The 15,226-nt window shown below is 50.5% G+C and carries 16 protein-coding genes; 4 read left to right on the top strand and 12 right to left on the bottom strand.

Annotated features, from left to right (window positions below; genetic code table 11):
- Positions 1 to 354: 354 nt before the first annotated feature.
- From Mcas_RS05270 to lepA, 8 genes are read right to left on the bottom strand one after another with little or no spacing between them, the layout of a single operon-like run.
- On the bottom strand, positions 355 to 1,080 hold the full coding sequence (locus tag Mcas_RS05270) for a metallophosphoesterase family protein (protein WP_040334465.1): 726 nt from the start codon (positions 1,078 to 1,080) through the stop codon (positions 355 to 357).
- 17 nt (positions 1,081 to 1,097) lie between these two features.
- Positions 1,098 to 1,529, bottom strand: a complete 432-nt coding sequence (nusB, locus tag Mcas_RS05265) for a transcription antitermination factor NusB (RefSeq protein WP_040334464.1) — start codon at positions 1,527 to 1,529, stop codon at positions 1,098 to 1,100.
- A gap of 10 nt (positions 1,530 to 1,539) precedes the next feature.
- Positions 1,540 to 2,001 carry a 6,7-dimethyl-8-ribityllumazine synthase gene (ribH, locus tag Mcas_RS05260; protein WP_040334525.1) on the bottom strand — a complete coding sequence of 154 codons (462 nt, stop codon included), beginning with the start codon at positions 1,999 to 2,001 and terminating at the stop codon, positions 1,540 to 1,542.
- A 19-nt stretch (positions 2,002 to 2,020) separates the two neighbouring features.
- Positions 2,021 to 3,229 (bottom strand): bifunctional 3,4-dihydroxy-2-butanone-4-phosphate synthase/GTP cyclohydrolase II, encoded by a 1,209-nt coding sequence (locus Mcas_RS05255; protein WP_040334463.1) that lies wholly within the window; start codon positions 3,227 to 3,229, stop codon positions 2,021 to 2,023.
- A gap of 20 nt (positions 3,230 to 3,249) precedes the next feature.
- A complete protein-coding gene (locus Mcas_RS05250) occupies positions 3,250 to 3,948 on the bottom strand; it encodes a riboflavin synthase (RefSeq protein WP_040334462.1) in 699 nt (232 codons plus the stop codon).
- Positions 3,949 to 3,951: 3 nt separating this feature from the next.
- On the bottom strand, positions 3,952 to 4,308 hold the full coding sequence (locus Mcas_RS05245; RefSeq protein ID WP_040334461.1) for a hypothetical protein: 357 nt from the start codon (positions 4,306 to 4,308) through the stop codon (positions 3,952 to 3,954).
- Positions 4,305 to 4,952: a signal peptidase I gene (lepB, locus tag Mcas_RS05240; protein ID WP_235203278.1), complete on the bottom strand. Its 648-nt coding sequence runs from the start codon at positions 4,950 to 4,952 to the stop codon at positions 4,305 to 4,307. Before lepB ends, Mcas_RS05245 begins: the two co-directional genes overlap by 4 nt.
- A complete protein-coding gene (lepA, locus tag Mcas_RS05235; protein ID WP_040334460.1) occupies positions 4,949 to 6,745 on the bottom strand; it encodes a translation elongation factor 4 in 1,797 nt (598 codons plus the stop codon). The genes lepB and lepA overlap by 4 nt, the downstream gene beginning before the upstream one ends.
- A gap of 237 nt (positions 6,746 to 6,982) precedes the next feature.
- On the opposite strand from lepA, the gene Mcas_RS05230 reads away from it, so the two are divergent.
- The gene (locus Mcas_RS05230) at positions 6,983 to 7,255 is read left to right on the top strand and encodes a hypothetical protein (protein WP_040334459.1); all 273 of its coding nucleotides are present in this window, start codon (positions 6,983 to 6,985) and stop codon (positions 7,253 to 7,255) included.
- Positions 7,252 to 7,467 (top strand): DUF2283 domain-containing protein, encoded by a 216-nt coding sequence (locus tag Mcas_RS05225; RefSeq protein WP_040334458.1) that lies wholly within the window; start codon positions 7,252 to 7,254, stop codon positions 7,465 to 7,467. Before Mcas_RS05230 ends, Mcas_RS05225 begins: the two co-directional genes overlap by 4 nt.
- Before the next feature lie 80 nt (positions 7,468 to 7,547).
- Here the strand turns inward: Mcas_RS05225 and Mcas_RS19150 are convergent, their stop codons facing one another.
- The 4 genes from Mcas_RS19150 to Mcas_RS16315 all read right to left on the bottom strand — a co-directional run bounded on the left by Mcas_RS19150 (position 7,548) and on the right by Mcas_RS16315 (position 13,450).
- Positions 7,548 to 7,682 carry a hypothetical protein gene (locus Mcas_RS19150; protein ID WP_353740383.1) on the bottom strand — a complete coding sequence of 45 codons (135 nt, stop codon included), beginning with the start codon at positions 7,680 to 7,682 and terminating at the stop codon, positions 7,548 to 7,550.
- 144 nt (positions 7,683 to 7,826) lie between these two features.
- Positions 7,827 to 9,809 carry a type II/IV secretion system protein gene (locus Mcas_RS05220; protein ID WP_162176262.1) on the bottom strand — a complete coding sequence of 661 codons (1,983 nt, stop codon included), beginning with the start codon at positions 9,807 to 9,809 and terminating at the stop codon, positions 7,827 to 7,829.
- A gap of 128 nt (positions 9,810 to 9,937) precedes the next feature.
- A complete protein-coding gene (locus Mcas_RS05215; protein ID WP_040334457.1) occupies positions 9,938 to 10,885 on the bottom strand; it encodes a cyclic di-GMP-binding domain-containing protein, MshE-related in 948 nt (315 codons plus the stop codon).
- 57 nt (positions 10,886 to 10,942) lie between these two features.
- Entirely contained in the window at positions 10,943 to 13,450 is a 2,508-nt protein-coding gene (locus tag Mcas_RS16315) for a M6 family metalloprotease domain-containing protein (RefSeq protein ID WP_052566884.1), read from the bottom strand.
- Between the two features lie 362 nt (positions 13,451 to 13,812).
- Between Mcas_RS16315 and greA the strand changes: the two genes are divergently transcribed.
- On the top strand, positions 13,813 to 14,286 hold the full coding sequence (greA, locus tag Mcas_RS05205; RefSeq protein WP_040334456.1) for a transcription elongation factor GreA: 474 nt from the start codon (positions 13,813 to 13,815) through the stop codon (positions 14,284 to 14,286).
- Positions 14,279 to 15,124 (top strand): iron-sulfur cluster-binding protein, encoded by an 846-nt coding sequence (locus Mcas_RS05200; RefSeq protein ID WP_156033162.1) that lies wholly within the window; start codon positions 14,279 to 14,281, stop codon positions 15,122 to 15,124. Before greA ends, Mcas_RS05200 begins: the two co-directional genes overlap by 8 nt.
- The last annotated feature ends 102 nt before the right edge of the window (positions 15,125 to 15,226 follow it).

The raw sequence follows: 15,226 nt of genomic DNA, 5'->3' as shown, positions 1-15,226 counted from the left end.
TCAAACAATAGATGAAATAGTACCACAATAAAATAATCTTGTCAAGAAAAAAAAGCGGTGGGTACATAAATTTTTGGTGGATAACAAGTGGTAATAAAAATGCGTATATAAGGGGTCAAGGGGTCAGCGCCCCCCGGCATAAAAGGCGGCTTGCCCCCTTTCAGGGGTAATGCTGTTGACTTAAGCATTAAAGATGTCTGAACCACGATTTAACGGCCTGGCGACTGTAAGGAGCGATTTGATTATCAGGGATTATCAGGATTATGTTAATAAGGCTTCGTGTCTTTTTTCCTGTAAATCTTTTAATCTGTGCAATCCTGGTTCAGACAGTTATTATGTTTCCTTTTTCTTTCCTCAATACCCGTAGGACAGTCTTTCTATTAACCTGAATGGTAACTTTGCTGCTTCCATTTCTTTTTGGGTCTTTGAGATATCGTACTGCACGCGGACGATCTCAATGGATGAGTCGTTTACGATTACGTATGAGGCACGCGGGTCGCTGTCTCTTGGTTGACCGACGCTGCCATCGTTTATGATATACCTGCTGGTGTCCTTTATCTCTGTGCTTGCCCTGTGAATGAGTATCTCACCTGTTTGGGACTGCTCTATGATAACGGGGGTATGGCTGTGTCCTATGAAGCAGAGCTTTTGTTCAAAGTGCTCAAAGTTGACCTCCGCATCCTTGACCGAAAACAGATAATCCCAGTTTTCCGGGTCCCGTGGTGTGGCGTGAACAAAGAGGGCGTTTCTTTTCTCTGAAGACTTCAACAGGTTAAAACTTTCAAGGTCACGCATATGCTCATCCGTCATCACTTCCCGGTTATACGTGACGGCGTCAGCCGCATGAACATTAAAGAACTCCGTACTGATATACTCCAGCACTGCCCAATCATGATTGCCGGCAATGAGTATCCCGCAATCTTTCTTCAGCAGGTCTATGCACAGGTTTGGCTGAGGACCATAGCCCACGGCATCTCCCACGAAATATATCTCATCTATGCGGCGATCACCTATATCCTTCAGCACCGCTTCCAGGGCATGAAGGTTGGAATGTACGTCAGAAATTACTGCATATGCCATTTGTAGTCCTCTTCTATTTAGTTTTTCTTATCTGCGCTTCTCTTATTTTGACGATCTCCGGAGATTTTGTCAAGTACGCCGTTGATAAAGGAATAGGAATCAACCGTGGAAAACTTCTTTGCGATATCCACGGCCTCATTAATCGTAACGGCCGCAGGGATGTCATCCCTGTACAAAAGCTCGTAGGTGGCAGCCCTGAGGATATTTCTGTCCACCGTGGCCAACCTCTGCAACTGCCAGTGTTGTGATGCCACTGCGATGATTTCGTCTATCTCCTTAATGTGTCGTATCGTACCTGTTACAAGATCATCTATAAAGACAATAATCTCTTTAGAGGGTACCCTGTCCTTGAGGGACTCTTCCAGCTCGCTTCTACCCGGTATTTTGCCTGTAAAGTCAAATTGAAACAACGTCTGCAATACAAGTTCTCTGGCCTGCCTTCTTGTCATCCGGTTTTACTTAAAAGTGTTTCATGAGATTGGCCATTTCAATGGCGGTTATAGCGGCATCCCAGCCCTTGTTTCCGCTCTTGGTGCCGGCTCTTTCGATGGCCTGCTCGATTGTGTCGGCGGTGATGACACCGTATGCCACCGGAACGCCCGTCTCCATGGATGCCTGTGCCAAGCCCTTTGTGCACTCTGCTGCAACGTACTCAAAGTGTGGCGTTGCACCACGGATAATCGCCCCCAACGCTATAACGGCATCGTAGGCATGGGTGGCGGCAACCTTTTTGGCCACAAGCGGCAGTTCAAATGCCCCGGGCGTCTTGGCTACCACTATCGTCTCCTTATCCACTCCATGACGCACAAGTGCATCAATACAGCCATCCAGCAGGCGCATCGTCATAAAGTCATTAAATCTGCTCACTATCACGCAAAACCTCAACCCCTGACCCTGCAGGTCTCCTTCCAGTACCTTCATGTTAAGCTCCTCTTTTTCGTTACACTTCATCCAGTATGTGTCCCATCTTCTGTTTTTTGGTTGTCAAGTAGACTATGTTTTTCTCCGAGGGGGTTATCTCAATGGGCACCCTCTCTACGACGCTTAACCCATAGCCTTCCAGGCCGACTATCTTGCGGGGATTGTTGGTCATCAGGCGGATGTTCTTGATCCCCAGGTCTACCAGTATCTGTGCCCCGATGCCGTAGTCTCTGAGGTCGGCCTCAAACCCCAGCTCTATGTTGGCCTCAACGGTATCCATGCCCTTGTCTTGCAGCTCATAGGCCTTGAGCTTGTTTGCCAGACCAATGCCTCTGCCCTCCTGTCTCATGTACAGGATGACCCCGCGACCATATTCATTGATGAGTTCCATTGCCCGTTTCAACTGTTCTCCGCAATCACACCGCCTGGAACCAAATACATCCCCTGTCAGGCACTCGGAGTGAACACGCACTGCTACCGGCTCATCCGTTGTAACGTTGCCCTTGACGAGGGCCATGTGGGTATTGGCATCCAGCTTGTTTTCGTAAGCTATGGCCGTGAAGTCGCCCCCGTGTTTCGTCGGAAAATAGACCTCCGCAACCTTGTGGATCAGTCGCTCGTTCTTTAGACGATACTTGATGAGTTCGGCAATTGTGATGATCTTAAGGCCATGCGTCCTGGCAACCTCCATCAACTGCGGCACGCGCGCCATAGTGCCATCGTCGTTCATGATTTCGCATATGACACCAGCCGGACACAGACCCGCCAGACGTGCCATGTCTACCGAACCCTCCGTTTGACCGGCGCGTTGCAGCACGCCACCGGGTTTGGCCCTCAGGGGGAAGATGTGTCCGGGTCTGGCAAGGTCCTCCGGGCGGGCCTTGGGCGATATGGCCGTCAGTATGGTCGTGGCCCTGTCCTTGGCGGAAATCCCTGTGGTCACTCCCCTGCGCGCCTCTATCGACACCGTGAAAGCCGTCCCAAAAGACGACGTGTTCTCCGACGTCATCATCGGCAGGTTCAGGTGCTGCACCCGCTCAGGCGTGAGGCTCAGACAGATCAAACCTCGTCCGTAGCGTGCCATGAAGTTTATTGCCTCCGGGGTCACCATTTCGGCGGCCATGCAGAAGTCGCCTTCGTTCTCCCTGTCCTCGTCATCTATCAGGATTATTATCTTGCCTTCCTCTATGTCCTTGATAGCCTCATCTATTGTGTTAAACGTATCCATTGCACCTCATCATTAATTAATTATATTTTTGCAGGCAATATAAAGCCTTCCTCTTTGAGCTTTTTTAACAGTTTGTCATCATCCGTTGCCGGAACACTCCCTGTGGCACTGTTGCCACCGCCTGTATAGTTTAACACAAAGCGTTCTACATATTTGCCTATCATATCGACCTCGAGGTTTACACGCTGGCCGGAGGATTTGAGCTGGAGTGTTGTCACCATCGAGGTGTGCGGTATGATGACCACCGTAAAGTCCGTTGCGGAGACCTCCGCAACCGTCAGACTTATGCCATCCACCGCTATGGAGCCTTTGCGTATCACGTATCGGAGGATGTCGGCACTTGCCTCTACGCAGAGGTCAAAACCACCACCGTCGCCGCGCTGCTCCTTTGACCGTAGGCGCCCCACGCCATCGACGTGACCCGTGACCAGGTGTCCGCCGATGCGGTTGTTCAGTGTCATTGCAAGTTCCATGTTTACGTGTACACCGGGGCGAAACTCACCGAAGGTCGTGTCCTTGAGTGTCTGGTGTGAAACGTCAAAGAACATCGTCCCCGACTCCTTACGCACCACCGTCAGGCACACGCCGTCTATGGCAACGCTGTCTCCTATGGAGGCCCGTGGTGCCATCACCCCTTGCCTGACGCCCAATTGCACGACGTCGTGCCTGCGGTTAAAGGTCACAACGTCGCCTATTGCCTCTATTATGCCTGTAAACAATGCCTACTGCGTGACGTCGAGCTTGAAGTCCAGGTCCTTCTGATAAAACCCAAGGACATCGACATGTTCAGTCCATCCGGCCTTCACGTTGATCCTCTTGTTGTCGATCTTCACTTCTATGTGTTCCTTTTTCAGCAGCGGCTCCAACCCCAAGTCTATTACCTTGTCGTAGACCATCTCAAGGGTCTTCTGTTGAGTGCCACCAAGTCTTGCTATCTGTGTGACTTCGGACTTGAGAGAGTCATATTTGTAATATGGCATCCCAAACAGATATCCCACATAACACAAAAAACCAACAAATGCTATTGAGAGTATGGGCATTAACGGTCCCTCACCCCTTTGGTTAAACACAGCCTTCATTTTACTAACCTCCCTAATCTGTTAAATCGTACCCAGTTACTATTACTATCCCACGACCAATATATGATCAATGCCTCACCCTTGACCAGTGAAATATCCACAAATCCCCAGAAGCGGCTGTCATAGCTCTGATCCCTGTTGTCTCCCATCACAAAGATATTGCCCTTGGGCACCGTAATGGGGCCGAGGTTGTCGCGGGGGACGGAGTTGGTTGCACCGGTGGTATCAACGTACTGTGCGTAGGGTTCGGTCATGGGGGCGCCATTAACGTACAGCTTTTTTTTCTTTACTTCCACGACGTCTCCCTCTTTGGCTATGACACGCTTGATGAAGTCCCGTGACGTATCCTCGGGGAACTTGAACACTATAACCTCACCCCGCTGGGGCGAGTTAAAAACCAGTATCTTTTTATCCGTAAACGGTATCTGCACACCATAGGTGAACTTCTTCACCAGTATGTGGTCACCCACCAGGAGCGTGGGGATCATAGACCCCGAGGGTATCTTAAATGCCTGAATGACAAACGCCCTTATCAGCAGGGCCAGCACCAGCGCCGTTACTATAGACTCAACGTACTCACGCAGCAGGCTCTTCCTTGTTTGCTTCACTGTCTGATTATCTGATTGATTCTCTTCCTGGTTCACTTATCCACCCTCATCACAGCAAGGAATGCCTCCTGGGGCAGCTCTATCTTTCCGAACTGTTTCATGCGCTTCTTACCCTCTTTTTGTTTCTCTATCAGTTTCCGTTTTCTGGTAATGTCGCCGCCGTAACACTTTGCTATAACGTCCTTCCTGAGGGCCTTGACGCTCTCCCTGGCTATGATTTTTCTGCCGATGGCCGCCTGTATCGCCACCTCGTAGAGCTGTCTTGGCACCGCGCTGCGGAGGCTCTCCACCACCTGTCGGCCCTTTTGATAGGCCTTGTCCTTGTGGATTATCAGTGACAGGGCATCCACCGATGCACCGTTTATCAGGATGTCCAGCTTTGTCAGGTCTGCCTCCTTGTAGCCGATGAGATCGTAGTCCATCGAGGCGTACCCCTTGGATATAGACTTGAGCCGGTCGTAGAAGTCCCACAGGATTTCGTTCATCGGAAGTTCGTATACCACCATGACACGGTCCTTGCCGTAGAACGAAAAGTCCTTTTGCAGTCCGCGTTTGTCCTGGCACAGTTCCAGGATATTGCCTACAAATCGCTCCGGGACAAATATCGTTGCCTTGATATAAGGTTCTTCTATCTTTAAATACGTCTCCGACAACTGTGATGGATTGTCTATGTAGACGACGTCTCCGTTTTTTTCGGTGACCCTGTATATAACCGTGGGAGCGGTGCTTATCAGAGAGAGATTGAACTCGCGTTCGAGGCGTTCCTTGATGATGTCCATGTGCAACAGCCCGAGGAATCCGCACCGGAAGCCGAATCCAAGCACCGTCGAGGACTCCGGCTCGAAACTAAACGATGCGTCGTTGAGCTTGAGCTTCAGTAGGGCGTCCCTTAGTTCCTCGTACTGCTGGGTCTCGGCGGGGTAGAAGCCACAAAACACCATCGGCTTGACCTCCTTATACCCCGGTAGCGGCATTGTCGATGGATTGAGGCAACCGGTGATGGTGTCGCCCATCTTGGTGTCGCTGACGTTTTTGATGTTGGCCGAAATAAACCCGACCTCACCGCTTGCCAAGGTCTTTACAAACTTTGGCTTGGGTGTAAATACGCCCACATCCAGCACCTCAAACTCCTTATTGCTGAACATCATCTTTATTCTCATACCCGGTTTTATTATACCATCAAACACCCTCAATAAAACTATGACCCCCTTGTAGTTGTCAAACCAGGAGTCAAAGATGAGCGCCCGCAGCGGTGCGTCGTTGTTGCCGTCGGGGGGCGGAATCTTTCGGATGATCGCCTCAAGGATGTCTCTGACACCGATGCCGCTCTTTGCCGATGTCAGTATGGCCTCGGTGCAATCCATGCCTATGACGTCCTCTATCTGCTTGATGACCCTGTCTGGTTCGGCCTGGGGCAGGTCTATCTTGTTGATGACGGGGATGATCTCGAGGTTGTGCTCCAGCGCAAGGTATGTGTTGGCGAGCGTTTGTGCCTCGACCCCCTGGGTGGCATCCACGACCAACAGCGCCCCCTCGCAGGAGGCCAGCGACCGTGAGACCTCGTAGGAGAAGTCAACGTGTCCCGGTGTGTCGATCAGGTTCAGGACGTACTCCTGGTTGTCCAGTGCCCTGTAGACGATCCTTACGGCATGGGCCTTGATGGTGATGCCGCGTTCTTTTTCGAGGTCCATGCTATCAAGTACCTGTTTGGTCATCATCTCCTTCTGGCTCAGTGCCCCGGTCATCTCAAGGAACCGGTCGGCCAGCGTGGACTTGCCGTGATCGATGTGCGCGATTATTGAGAAATTGCGCGTATTGCTGTTTAACATTCTTTTTCTATATCACCTTTTCTTTACTGCGGCGGGACACCCCCACCTGTAACAATCTACAAACATGTATAATACCACAGATCGCTCTAAAATTGTGATACAAAAAAATGCTAAGAAAAAAGAAAAGAAAGAAGGGGGCGCTGCCCCCTTGACCCCTTCCTGCGGGGGTGCATTGTCCTGGCACCCTCGGACCCTATATTGACATTGTCAGGCTTAACATGGTACGCTCCTATTAGTATGAAGCCTATTAGATTATCAATTCATGCCAGAGTGCAATCAGATTATCGTGGTGTACAAGAAAGTGAAATATATGAGGCCATACTAAGTTCAAAATGGGAGCCGGCTAACCGTGGAAGACTGCAGGCGAGTAAGGACTTTACATTTGAAAGAGAATGGAATAAGAAATATTACAAGTATAAGCAGATTAAACCGGTATTTGTCGAGGAAGAAACAGAACTGGTTGTAATAACAGTCTATGCGTATTACTTTAATAAAGAGGTGGACAAATGACAATAACTTATGACCCGGAAGTTGATGCCCTCTATATACGTTTTATAGAGGCCACTGTGACAACTGAACATGTGGCTGAGGGAGTTGCGATTGATTATGACTCTGAAGGGCGGATCGCAGGTATAGAGATTTTAGATGCCGTGGTACGTTTTGGAAGTAAAGATGTGTTTAGAAAAATCACGTTAGAGGATATAGCGCTTCAACGTAGTTAAAATGAGCCCCCTTGACCCATCATATTGCGGGGGGCTTGGGATGAATTTTACAGTGTTCAGGCAGAAATAAGGAGATTATACTAATTGCCATGCCATGTGGTGATAACTCTTTCTGATGTAAACTTCTGGATACAGTTACCATGCGAATCAACAATATAGACATTTCCAGAGGTGTCAACAGCGACGGTAGCACCACAATCAACCGTGTTTGCCAGTATTTAAGCCACTTTTATATTTTCGTAGTATGGCATTGTTACTGTGCTTAAGCGATGAGACCACACCGGACTGGAGTGCTACCCGAAAAAGCCCCCTTGCACACAACGCTGAAGTACAGCAAGAATGCGTTTATTACACAGCGGCTACGTACACACGGCCCTGACCTGCGCCAGGTCGGTGGAGCCGTTTAGTACCTTCAGGATGCCGTCTTGCATGAGGGTTGTCATGGAATCTCTGATGGCCTGTTGTCTTATATCTTCAAGGGGGGCCTTGGTCTGGATGAGTTTTTTGACGGCATCTGTGACCAGCAGGAACTCAAAAATGCCGATCCTGCCTTTGTAGCCGCTCTGAGCACAGGTTTCACACCCCTTTGCCCTGTAGAGGGTGAGGTTCTGCCGGTGCGTCATACCAAGGGCTGAAAAGGCCTCCACCCCGTAGACCTGGGCAAGTTGTGCGAACTCCTCCTCTGTGGGGTTGTATGGTTGCCTGCAGTCCTTGCACAGGGTGCGCACAAGACGTTGCGCCAGGACTCCCAGGAGGGCAGCGGCGAAGTTAAAGGGGTCCAGCCCTATATCGATCAATCTGGTAACAGTCTCTGCTGCGTTATTTGTGTGTAACGTGCTCAGAATGAGATGTCCCGTGAGGGATGCCTTGATCCCCATAGAGGCTGTTTCGTAATCCCTCATCTCACCCACCATGATCACGTCGGGGTCGGCCCTCAGAAATGCACGCATGGCACGGGCAAAGTCCAACTCTATCCTGGACTTGACCTCCACCTGGTTAAGACCGGGCTGGGTTATCTCCACGGGGTCCTCGATTGTCCATATCTTCTTATCGGGTTTGTTGATAAACCCCAGGGCGGCGTGCAGTGTAGTAGTCTTACCGGAACCTGTAGGGCCGCCCACCAGTATCAACCCGTATGGCTTGACAAGCACCCCCTTAAACTCCCTCAGGTCCCTTGCAGACATGTTGAGCGCCTCTAAGGGCAGGGGCTTGCTGGAGGCCAGCACTCGGAGCACTATTGACTCTCCATACACTGTGGGCAGCGTTGCCAACCGCAGTTCTATCTTACGGTCATTGTAGTTGAACTTGATCTTGCCATCCTGGGGCATCCTGCGCTCTGCAATATCAAGTGCCGCTATGATCTTGAAGCGTGACACGATGGCGCCGTGTATGCCCTTGGGGAGTCGTTTTATCTCCCTGAGAGCGCCATCGATCCTGTTTCTTATAACAGTGGAATCAGCCTCCGGTTCCAGGTGTATGTCGCTGGCACCCGCCTTTATGGCCTGTATGATTATACCGTTTACGATACGCACTACGGGGGCGGCATCGCTGCCAGTTGAGATATCTTCCTCGGGTTCGTCTGCCGGCCTGAACTCAATGAGGTCAATCCCCTGGGTGATGTCGTGCAGCGGGTCTTCAAAACGGTAGAACTTTTGGATTGCCTTCTTTATAGATGATGGCGAGGTGAGGGTTGGGTGTATACTTCTGCCGGTAATCTTTCTTACATAGTTGAGGGTCTCCACGCACAGGGGATTGACCATGGCAACTGTTATCGTCCTGCTGTCACTCTTTACGGGAAACACCTGGTATCTGCCGGCAACATCCTCCGATATTAGCTTAAGGACGTCGGAAACCGGCGGGGCAAGAAGGATATTGCTGTAGTCCATATTCAACTGTCTGGCAAAGGCCTTGTATACGTTGTCTTCACTGACCAGGTCCTCCTTTATGATTATTTCGCCCAGTCTTCTTCTGGTCTCTTTTTGTTTCTTCAGGCATAACACAAGGTCATCGTAGCTTATCAGGTTGGATTCCAGCAGGATATCACCGAGTCTCTTAAACGGGATGCCATGATAGTGTTTGTTAATTGCTATACGGATACTTGAGGGGGTGGCGATTGCAATCCTTATGTCCTTGCCTGTGAGAAACTTCACGGTGTCTATGGCGTCTGTATACTGGGGGTTGCTGATGGCTATGTGCAGGGTGTTTTTATCAACAAGCAGGGGTAAGATCAAATGCCTTGAGGCGATCTTCTCCGGTATGCAACGGATGGCCTCCGGCGCTATCTCAACGTTGGATATGTCCCGGTATGAAACATCATAGTACAGAGCCAGGGTTCTGGCCATATCCTTCTCCCTCACCATGCCCAGGTCTGAGAAAATAGTGGTGATGTTTCTCCTTGTGCGTTTTTGCTCGTTAAGAGCGATATCCAGGTCATTTTTGCTTATCAGGCCGGAACTCAGAAACAGATCGGTCAGCTTGGCCGACGTTGCCTGTACGGATGGTTTAACCGGCAGAGTATCTGTGGGGGGGTAAGTTCGCCCGACTTGTTGTGCGCAAGTGGCTGATAATGTATCCGGATTGCCTCCTCTATCTTGCCGGGTGAGGACACCGTTACCTTGATTATCATTGAAGAGGTAATTGTGATAGCGTTTATCGTCTTTATATCCAGGGGGTCGGCCATTGCCATCACCAGCACCCGGTCTGTCAGCATGTATGGAAATATGAGACTCTTCGTGGCAACGGACTGGGAGATTAGGCTCAGGGCACGCCGATCAGCTTTTATCAGTGACAGGTCTACGTAAGGGAACCCCATCTGCACGCTATAGGCCCGCAGGATATCTTCTTCGGTGACGATTGCCATATCGATAAGTATGTTACCCAATTTCTTGCCGCTGGTACGTTGCAGTTGCAGTGCCTTTTGCAGTTGTTCTTCATTTATGACATAGGACTTCAACAGTATCTGGCCGAGCTTGAGTCTCTCAACGCCGGCATAGAACTTCTGGATGGCCTTTCGTATATCCGTTGGTGTGGCCACAGTTGGTCTGACAGGCCTGTCGGTGGCAAATTCTATGGCATTCTTCAGGGATAAGTCCGTGGGGTCGGCCATGACTACAACAAGTTCGTCGTTTTCGATTGTCAGGGGCAGGGTCAGGTATCTCTTTGCCAGCTCTTCGGGGATTATTTGCAGTGCCTCGTCACTGGGTTTGGCGACAGAGAGGTCGGTGCAGACAATCTTGAGCTGCTTTGAAAAGGCCCCCACTATATCGCCCTCTGTGACGTATCCCATGTTGACAAGGTTTACTCCCAGACGGTTCTTGTTGACCTTCTGTCTCTGCAATGCCTCGTCTAACTGTTCCTGAGTTATAAGACCGCTGTTTATTAAGATAGCACCTAATCTGTTTTCTTTGTCTGCATCCATTCTGAATGGGGCTGGAGGGGGAATAAGTCAGGTCACCCCTCCTTTCTCCAATACTATCTACTTGGTCCACCAGTCAAGGGGAAGTCCACGTGTAGCAAAGCTGCCGTCGGTTATCGTTGCACCATTCATCAGCCAGATGTATATGTCACCGTTATTGTTGTCTTGCAAGACAACGTCAGATTTGGCATCGCCGTTGAAATCTCCCGTTGTCAAAACTTGCCAGTTGCCCGACAGGCCGCGCACCACGTAGTTACCACTGCCTATCGTCATGCCGTTTAGCAGCCACATGGCCACGTCAACTGATGTTGTCTCCTGCCAAAGGACATCTGTCTTGCCGTCGCCGTCAAAATCTCCCACTGCCTTTATCTGCCAGTTGGTGGGGATACCACGCACCACGTAATTGCCACTAACTATCGTCATGCCATTGAGTAGCCACATGGCTACGTCGCCTGATGCCGTCTCCTGCCAAAGGACATCAGCCCTGCCATCACCATCAAAATCGCCAACCGCTTTAATCTGCCAATTGCTCGGGATACCCTTTACGACATAATTGCCACTGCTTATCGCCATGCCGTTCATTAGCCACATGGCAACATCACCGTCACTGGTGTTCTGCCACAGAACGTCTGCCTTGCCATCGCCGTTGAAGTCAGCCACCGCCTTGATCGTCCAATACGATGGGATACCTTTTACGACAACTCCTGCACTGCTTATCGTTACACCATTCATCAACCACATGACTACGTCGCCACTTGTAGTATTTTGCCACAGGGTGTCGCTCTTTCCGTCGCCGTTAAAGTCACCGATGCCCTTGAGCTTCCAATCCAGAGACATATTGGCAACCAGACTGCTTTGGGATATACTCGATCCGTTCATTAACCAGATTACGACATCGCCTGTTTTTGTATTGTGCCACAGAATATCGCCCTTGCCATCGCCATCAAAGTCCCTCTCAACATGCGAAAAGACCGTGTTATTGTCATTGCCTCCTGACGTACTGGCTGTCATGGCGATGCCTTTGGCCGAAATAGAGCTTATCGAAACACCGGAACTACTGCCATTATAGAGTTTACTATTTGGGCTTGATGTATCGTTAAATGTTGTTGCGTTACCGGCATACCACAGGTCGGTTGATTCACCACCGTAACTGTCCTCAGTGCCGTCTGCCTCAACAAGGTCAACCTTACGATGGGTATCTTCGTCGTTGTCTGCAACATTGTCGTCTATGTGAAATATTGCCAGACCTCCAAAGCTGTTCCCCAACCATCTCTCCAAGCCTTTGTCGTAACCTTGTGGCTGTCTGTTCTCAACCAGGAAGTACTCGTTTGCAATACTGGTTGTAGCCTTATACACCGTGTTAGAGGCAGTAGCCGAGGAGTCGCCAATGGCAGCAAGAGCGATGTTTCCCGGTGCAATATAGGCGTCTATCCACCCCAGGGTTGACCTGACCCATGCGCCGGGTAGCACCGGTGTTGCTCCGCTGTAAGTATCCGCTGAGGCCATCCCCCAACTGCCTGAGGCCATCAGACAAAAATAACCAAGCCCCTTGGAGGATTTATCCGTATCGTAGAGGTCTGGCAGGTCAAATATCAAGTGCCCCAGCTCATGCGCCATGATACCCACGGTGGCTTTGTGCTTGTTGCTTGCACTACCCTGGTGTACCTCACCAAACTGTACATATCCACCAGTCCCGCTATGGTAATCGCCAACGTAGACACCATCTGCCGTTGGTGAAGATACGGAACCCCATCCCAGACTCCACTGATGCCCCCATACGCTTGGCGTGTAGGTGGCGCTGTAGGAGCGTTCATACCCTGCCGCTATGACCACTACGGCAAGTTCGCTTGCATCAACGTAGCCATCATGATTGGTATCATATGAGGCGTAGTCCACGTAGGGGTCTGCCGCTACTATGGCGTCACGTGCAAGTTGTCGGTTGCTGTCGCCTGTATTTCCACCCGTATTGGGGTGGTCGTAGTTCAAGGTTAGCCAGCCCACCACACCATTGTTGGCAGTTCCAAAGGATTCATTGGCCGGGGATAACGTTACCTTGCCGTTAGAGGCCTTGTAATAATAGTCTTTAAGGTTATTCACCAGGACACTTGAAAAGTCACTTTCGGTATAAGTGCCCGATATGTCAGTGAACTGTACCAGGATGAAGAGTACCTTGCCGTTAAGCGTCCCCTGTGGAGCGGCCGCCAGTGCCCATTGCCGGCTTTCATTATGCGTGATCTTTCCGTCGCGTAATGGTGAGACGTGTTTGCTCAGTCCTGCTGGTTCTTCGTTTGCTTGTATTGCACTTAACACGGGCCTGTTGGCAGCATCATACCCTGTAACGTAGTACCAATAACCATCGCTGCCCCGGTCTATTGTATACCCACCGACCGTCTCCACCCAGTTTGACCACTCATTCCCACCAATGACCACCATCACTATGTTGCCATCGGGTTGTTCCAACTCACTGACACCAGGATTAGCCGACACTGCAAAAGACATCGCCGGAACACCAAGTGCAAAACACAGGACAAACAAAACTAACCACTTTCTCCCATTATTTAATAACATTATACAGACCTCCGCAAAACAATTATTTATTGGTTTTTCAGACCAATAAAATTGGTACTGAACACAGATTCTTCACTGCACCTGTTACTGAGCCTGTTACTGAGATTGTATAAAAAAAAACAGGGTGAGTCACCCCTGCCTCAATCCATATTGCATGATAAAATAGCTCAAGCGTAAGTGTCAAGGTCCGTAGAAAATATCCTTGGTATGGTCAACAGTGCTTGCTCTTCTTTTCTTGTGTTTGTTAATATTTCATGATATGGTATATAATGTAATAAAGGCAGTGCAGACCGCTTTCCCTATACAAGCGAGGGGACGTCTTTATAGCGAGGTACTTACTATAATGTTTAAAGGAGGTTAGAATGGAAAGGGTTCCGATGACCCCAGGGGGGTATAAGCAACTCAAGGAGGAACTTGACAGGTTGTTGAAGACAGAGAGACCTCAGAACATCAAAGACATCGCCACGGCAAGGGCACACGGGGACCTGTCTGAGAATGCCGAGTACCACGCCGCACGGGAGAGACAGTCCTTCCTTGAGGGCAGGATACAGGAGCTACAGGACAAACTCGCACGGGCGCAGGTGATTGACCCTGCCAAACTCAAGCAAAACACCGTGGCCTTTGGTGCCACCGTCAGCGTCTTTGATGTTGACACGGAAGAAGAGAAGCAGTTTACGCTCGTTGGAGCCGATGAGGCCGATGCCAAAAACGGCAAGATATCCGTTACCTCTCCGGTGGGCAGGGCGCTGTTGGGCAAGCAGGTGGGTGATGAGTTGCGTATAAAGGTTCCTGCAAAGACTATTACCTACGAGGTGTTAAGCATCAGCTTTGAGTAGACAGTTTTGGGCTGAGGTGGTTTCAAACGAGCGACTCAACGCTGAGGTCTTTATGCTCGCTCTGAGGCCCATGTCGGAGGTGGCTCGCCCAAGTGCCGGGCAGTTTTACATGGTTGGGTGCAGCGGGGCACTTGAAGGTGGGGCAGCCGGTAGGGCAACGTTTGCCCCCCTGCTAAAGCGCCCGTTTAGTTGCATGGACTACAGCAACGATGGCCTGTTGCACTTGATGATAAAGCTCCGTGGAAGGTTTACCGGTATTCTGAGTGCCTGTACACCTGGCACTGTGCTTGAGCTGATAGGGCCGCTTGGCAATGGTTTTCCTACCGTTGGGACGGGTGAGAGGCTTGTGGTTGTGGCCGGGGGGATAGGCATTGCTTCGGTTGCGATGCTCCTGCGGGATTATCCGGAGTCGGTGTTGTTCTATGGCGTCAGGAGTGCCGGAGACCTCTTTGCCGAAAAACTCCCGCCGGTTGCCAGGGTCTGCATCACAAGCGATGACGGATCGGTGGGGGAAAAGGGCAACGTCCTTGAGCAGTTGCACCGCTACATCGTCTCAACAACCTCGGCTGCAACATCAGGAGCCATAAGGGTCTATGCCTGCGGGCCACATGCCATGACTCAGCGGTTGTGCAGGATGTTTGCTTCCAAAGACGGCGATTTCTCCGCTGTCAACGGATGGACCGTTGAGGCGTTTGTATCCGTTGAGGAGCGCATGGCTTGTGGTGCGGCAGCTTGCTTGGGGTGTGCCGTCAGCACCGTCAACGGTTACAGTTTGGCGTGCAAGGATGGCCCTGTGTTTAACGTCAACGATCTCATCTTGGTGCCTCATGAATCGTAATAGCTTAATCCTAAAGAAAAAGAAAAGAAAGGGGCGGCTCCGCCCCCCTTCAAAACCCCCCGCAAGGGGACCAGTCCCCTTGACCCCTTTCTGCGTTAGGTT

It is taken from the genome of Candidatus Magnetobacterium casense (assembly GCF_000714715.1).
GTDB classification, from domain to species: Bacteria; Nitrospirota; Thermodesulfovibrionia; order Thermodesulfovibrionales; family Magnetobacteriaceae; genus Magnetobacterium; species Magnetobacterium casense.
The sequence above is the reverse complement of the archived record's forward strand: the minus strand, read 5'-3'. Positions and strand labels throughout refer to the sequence as shown.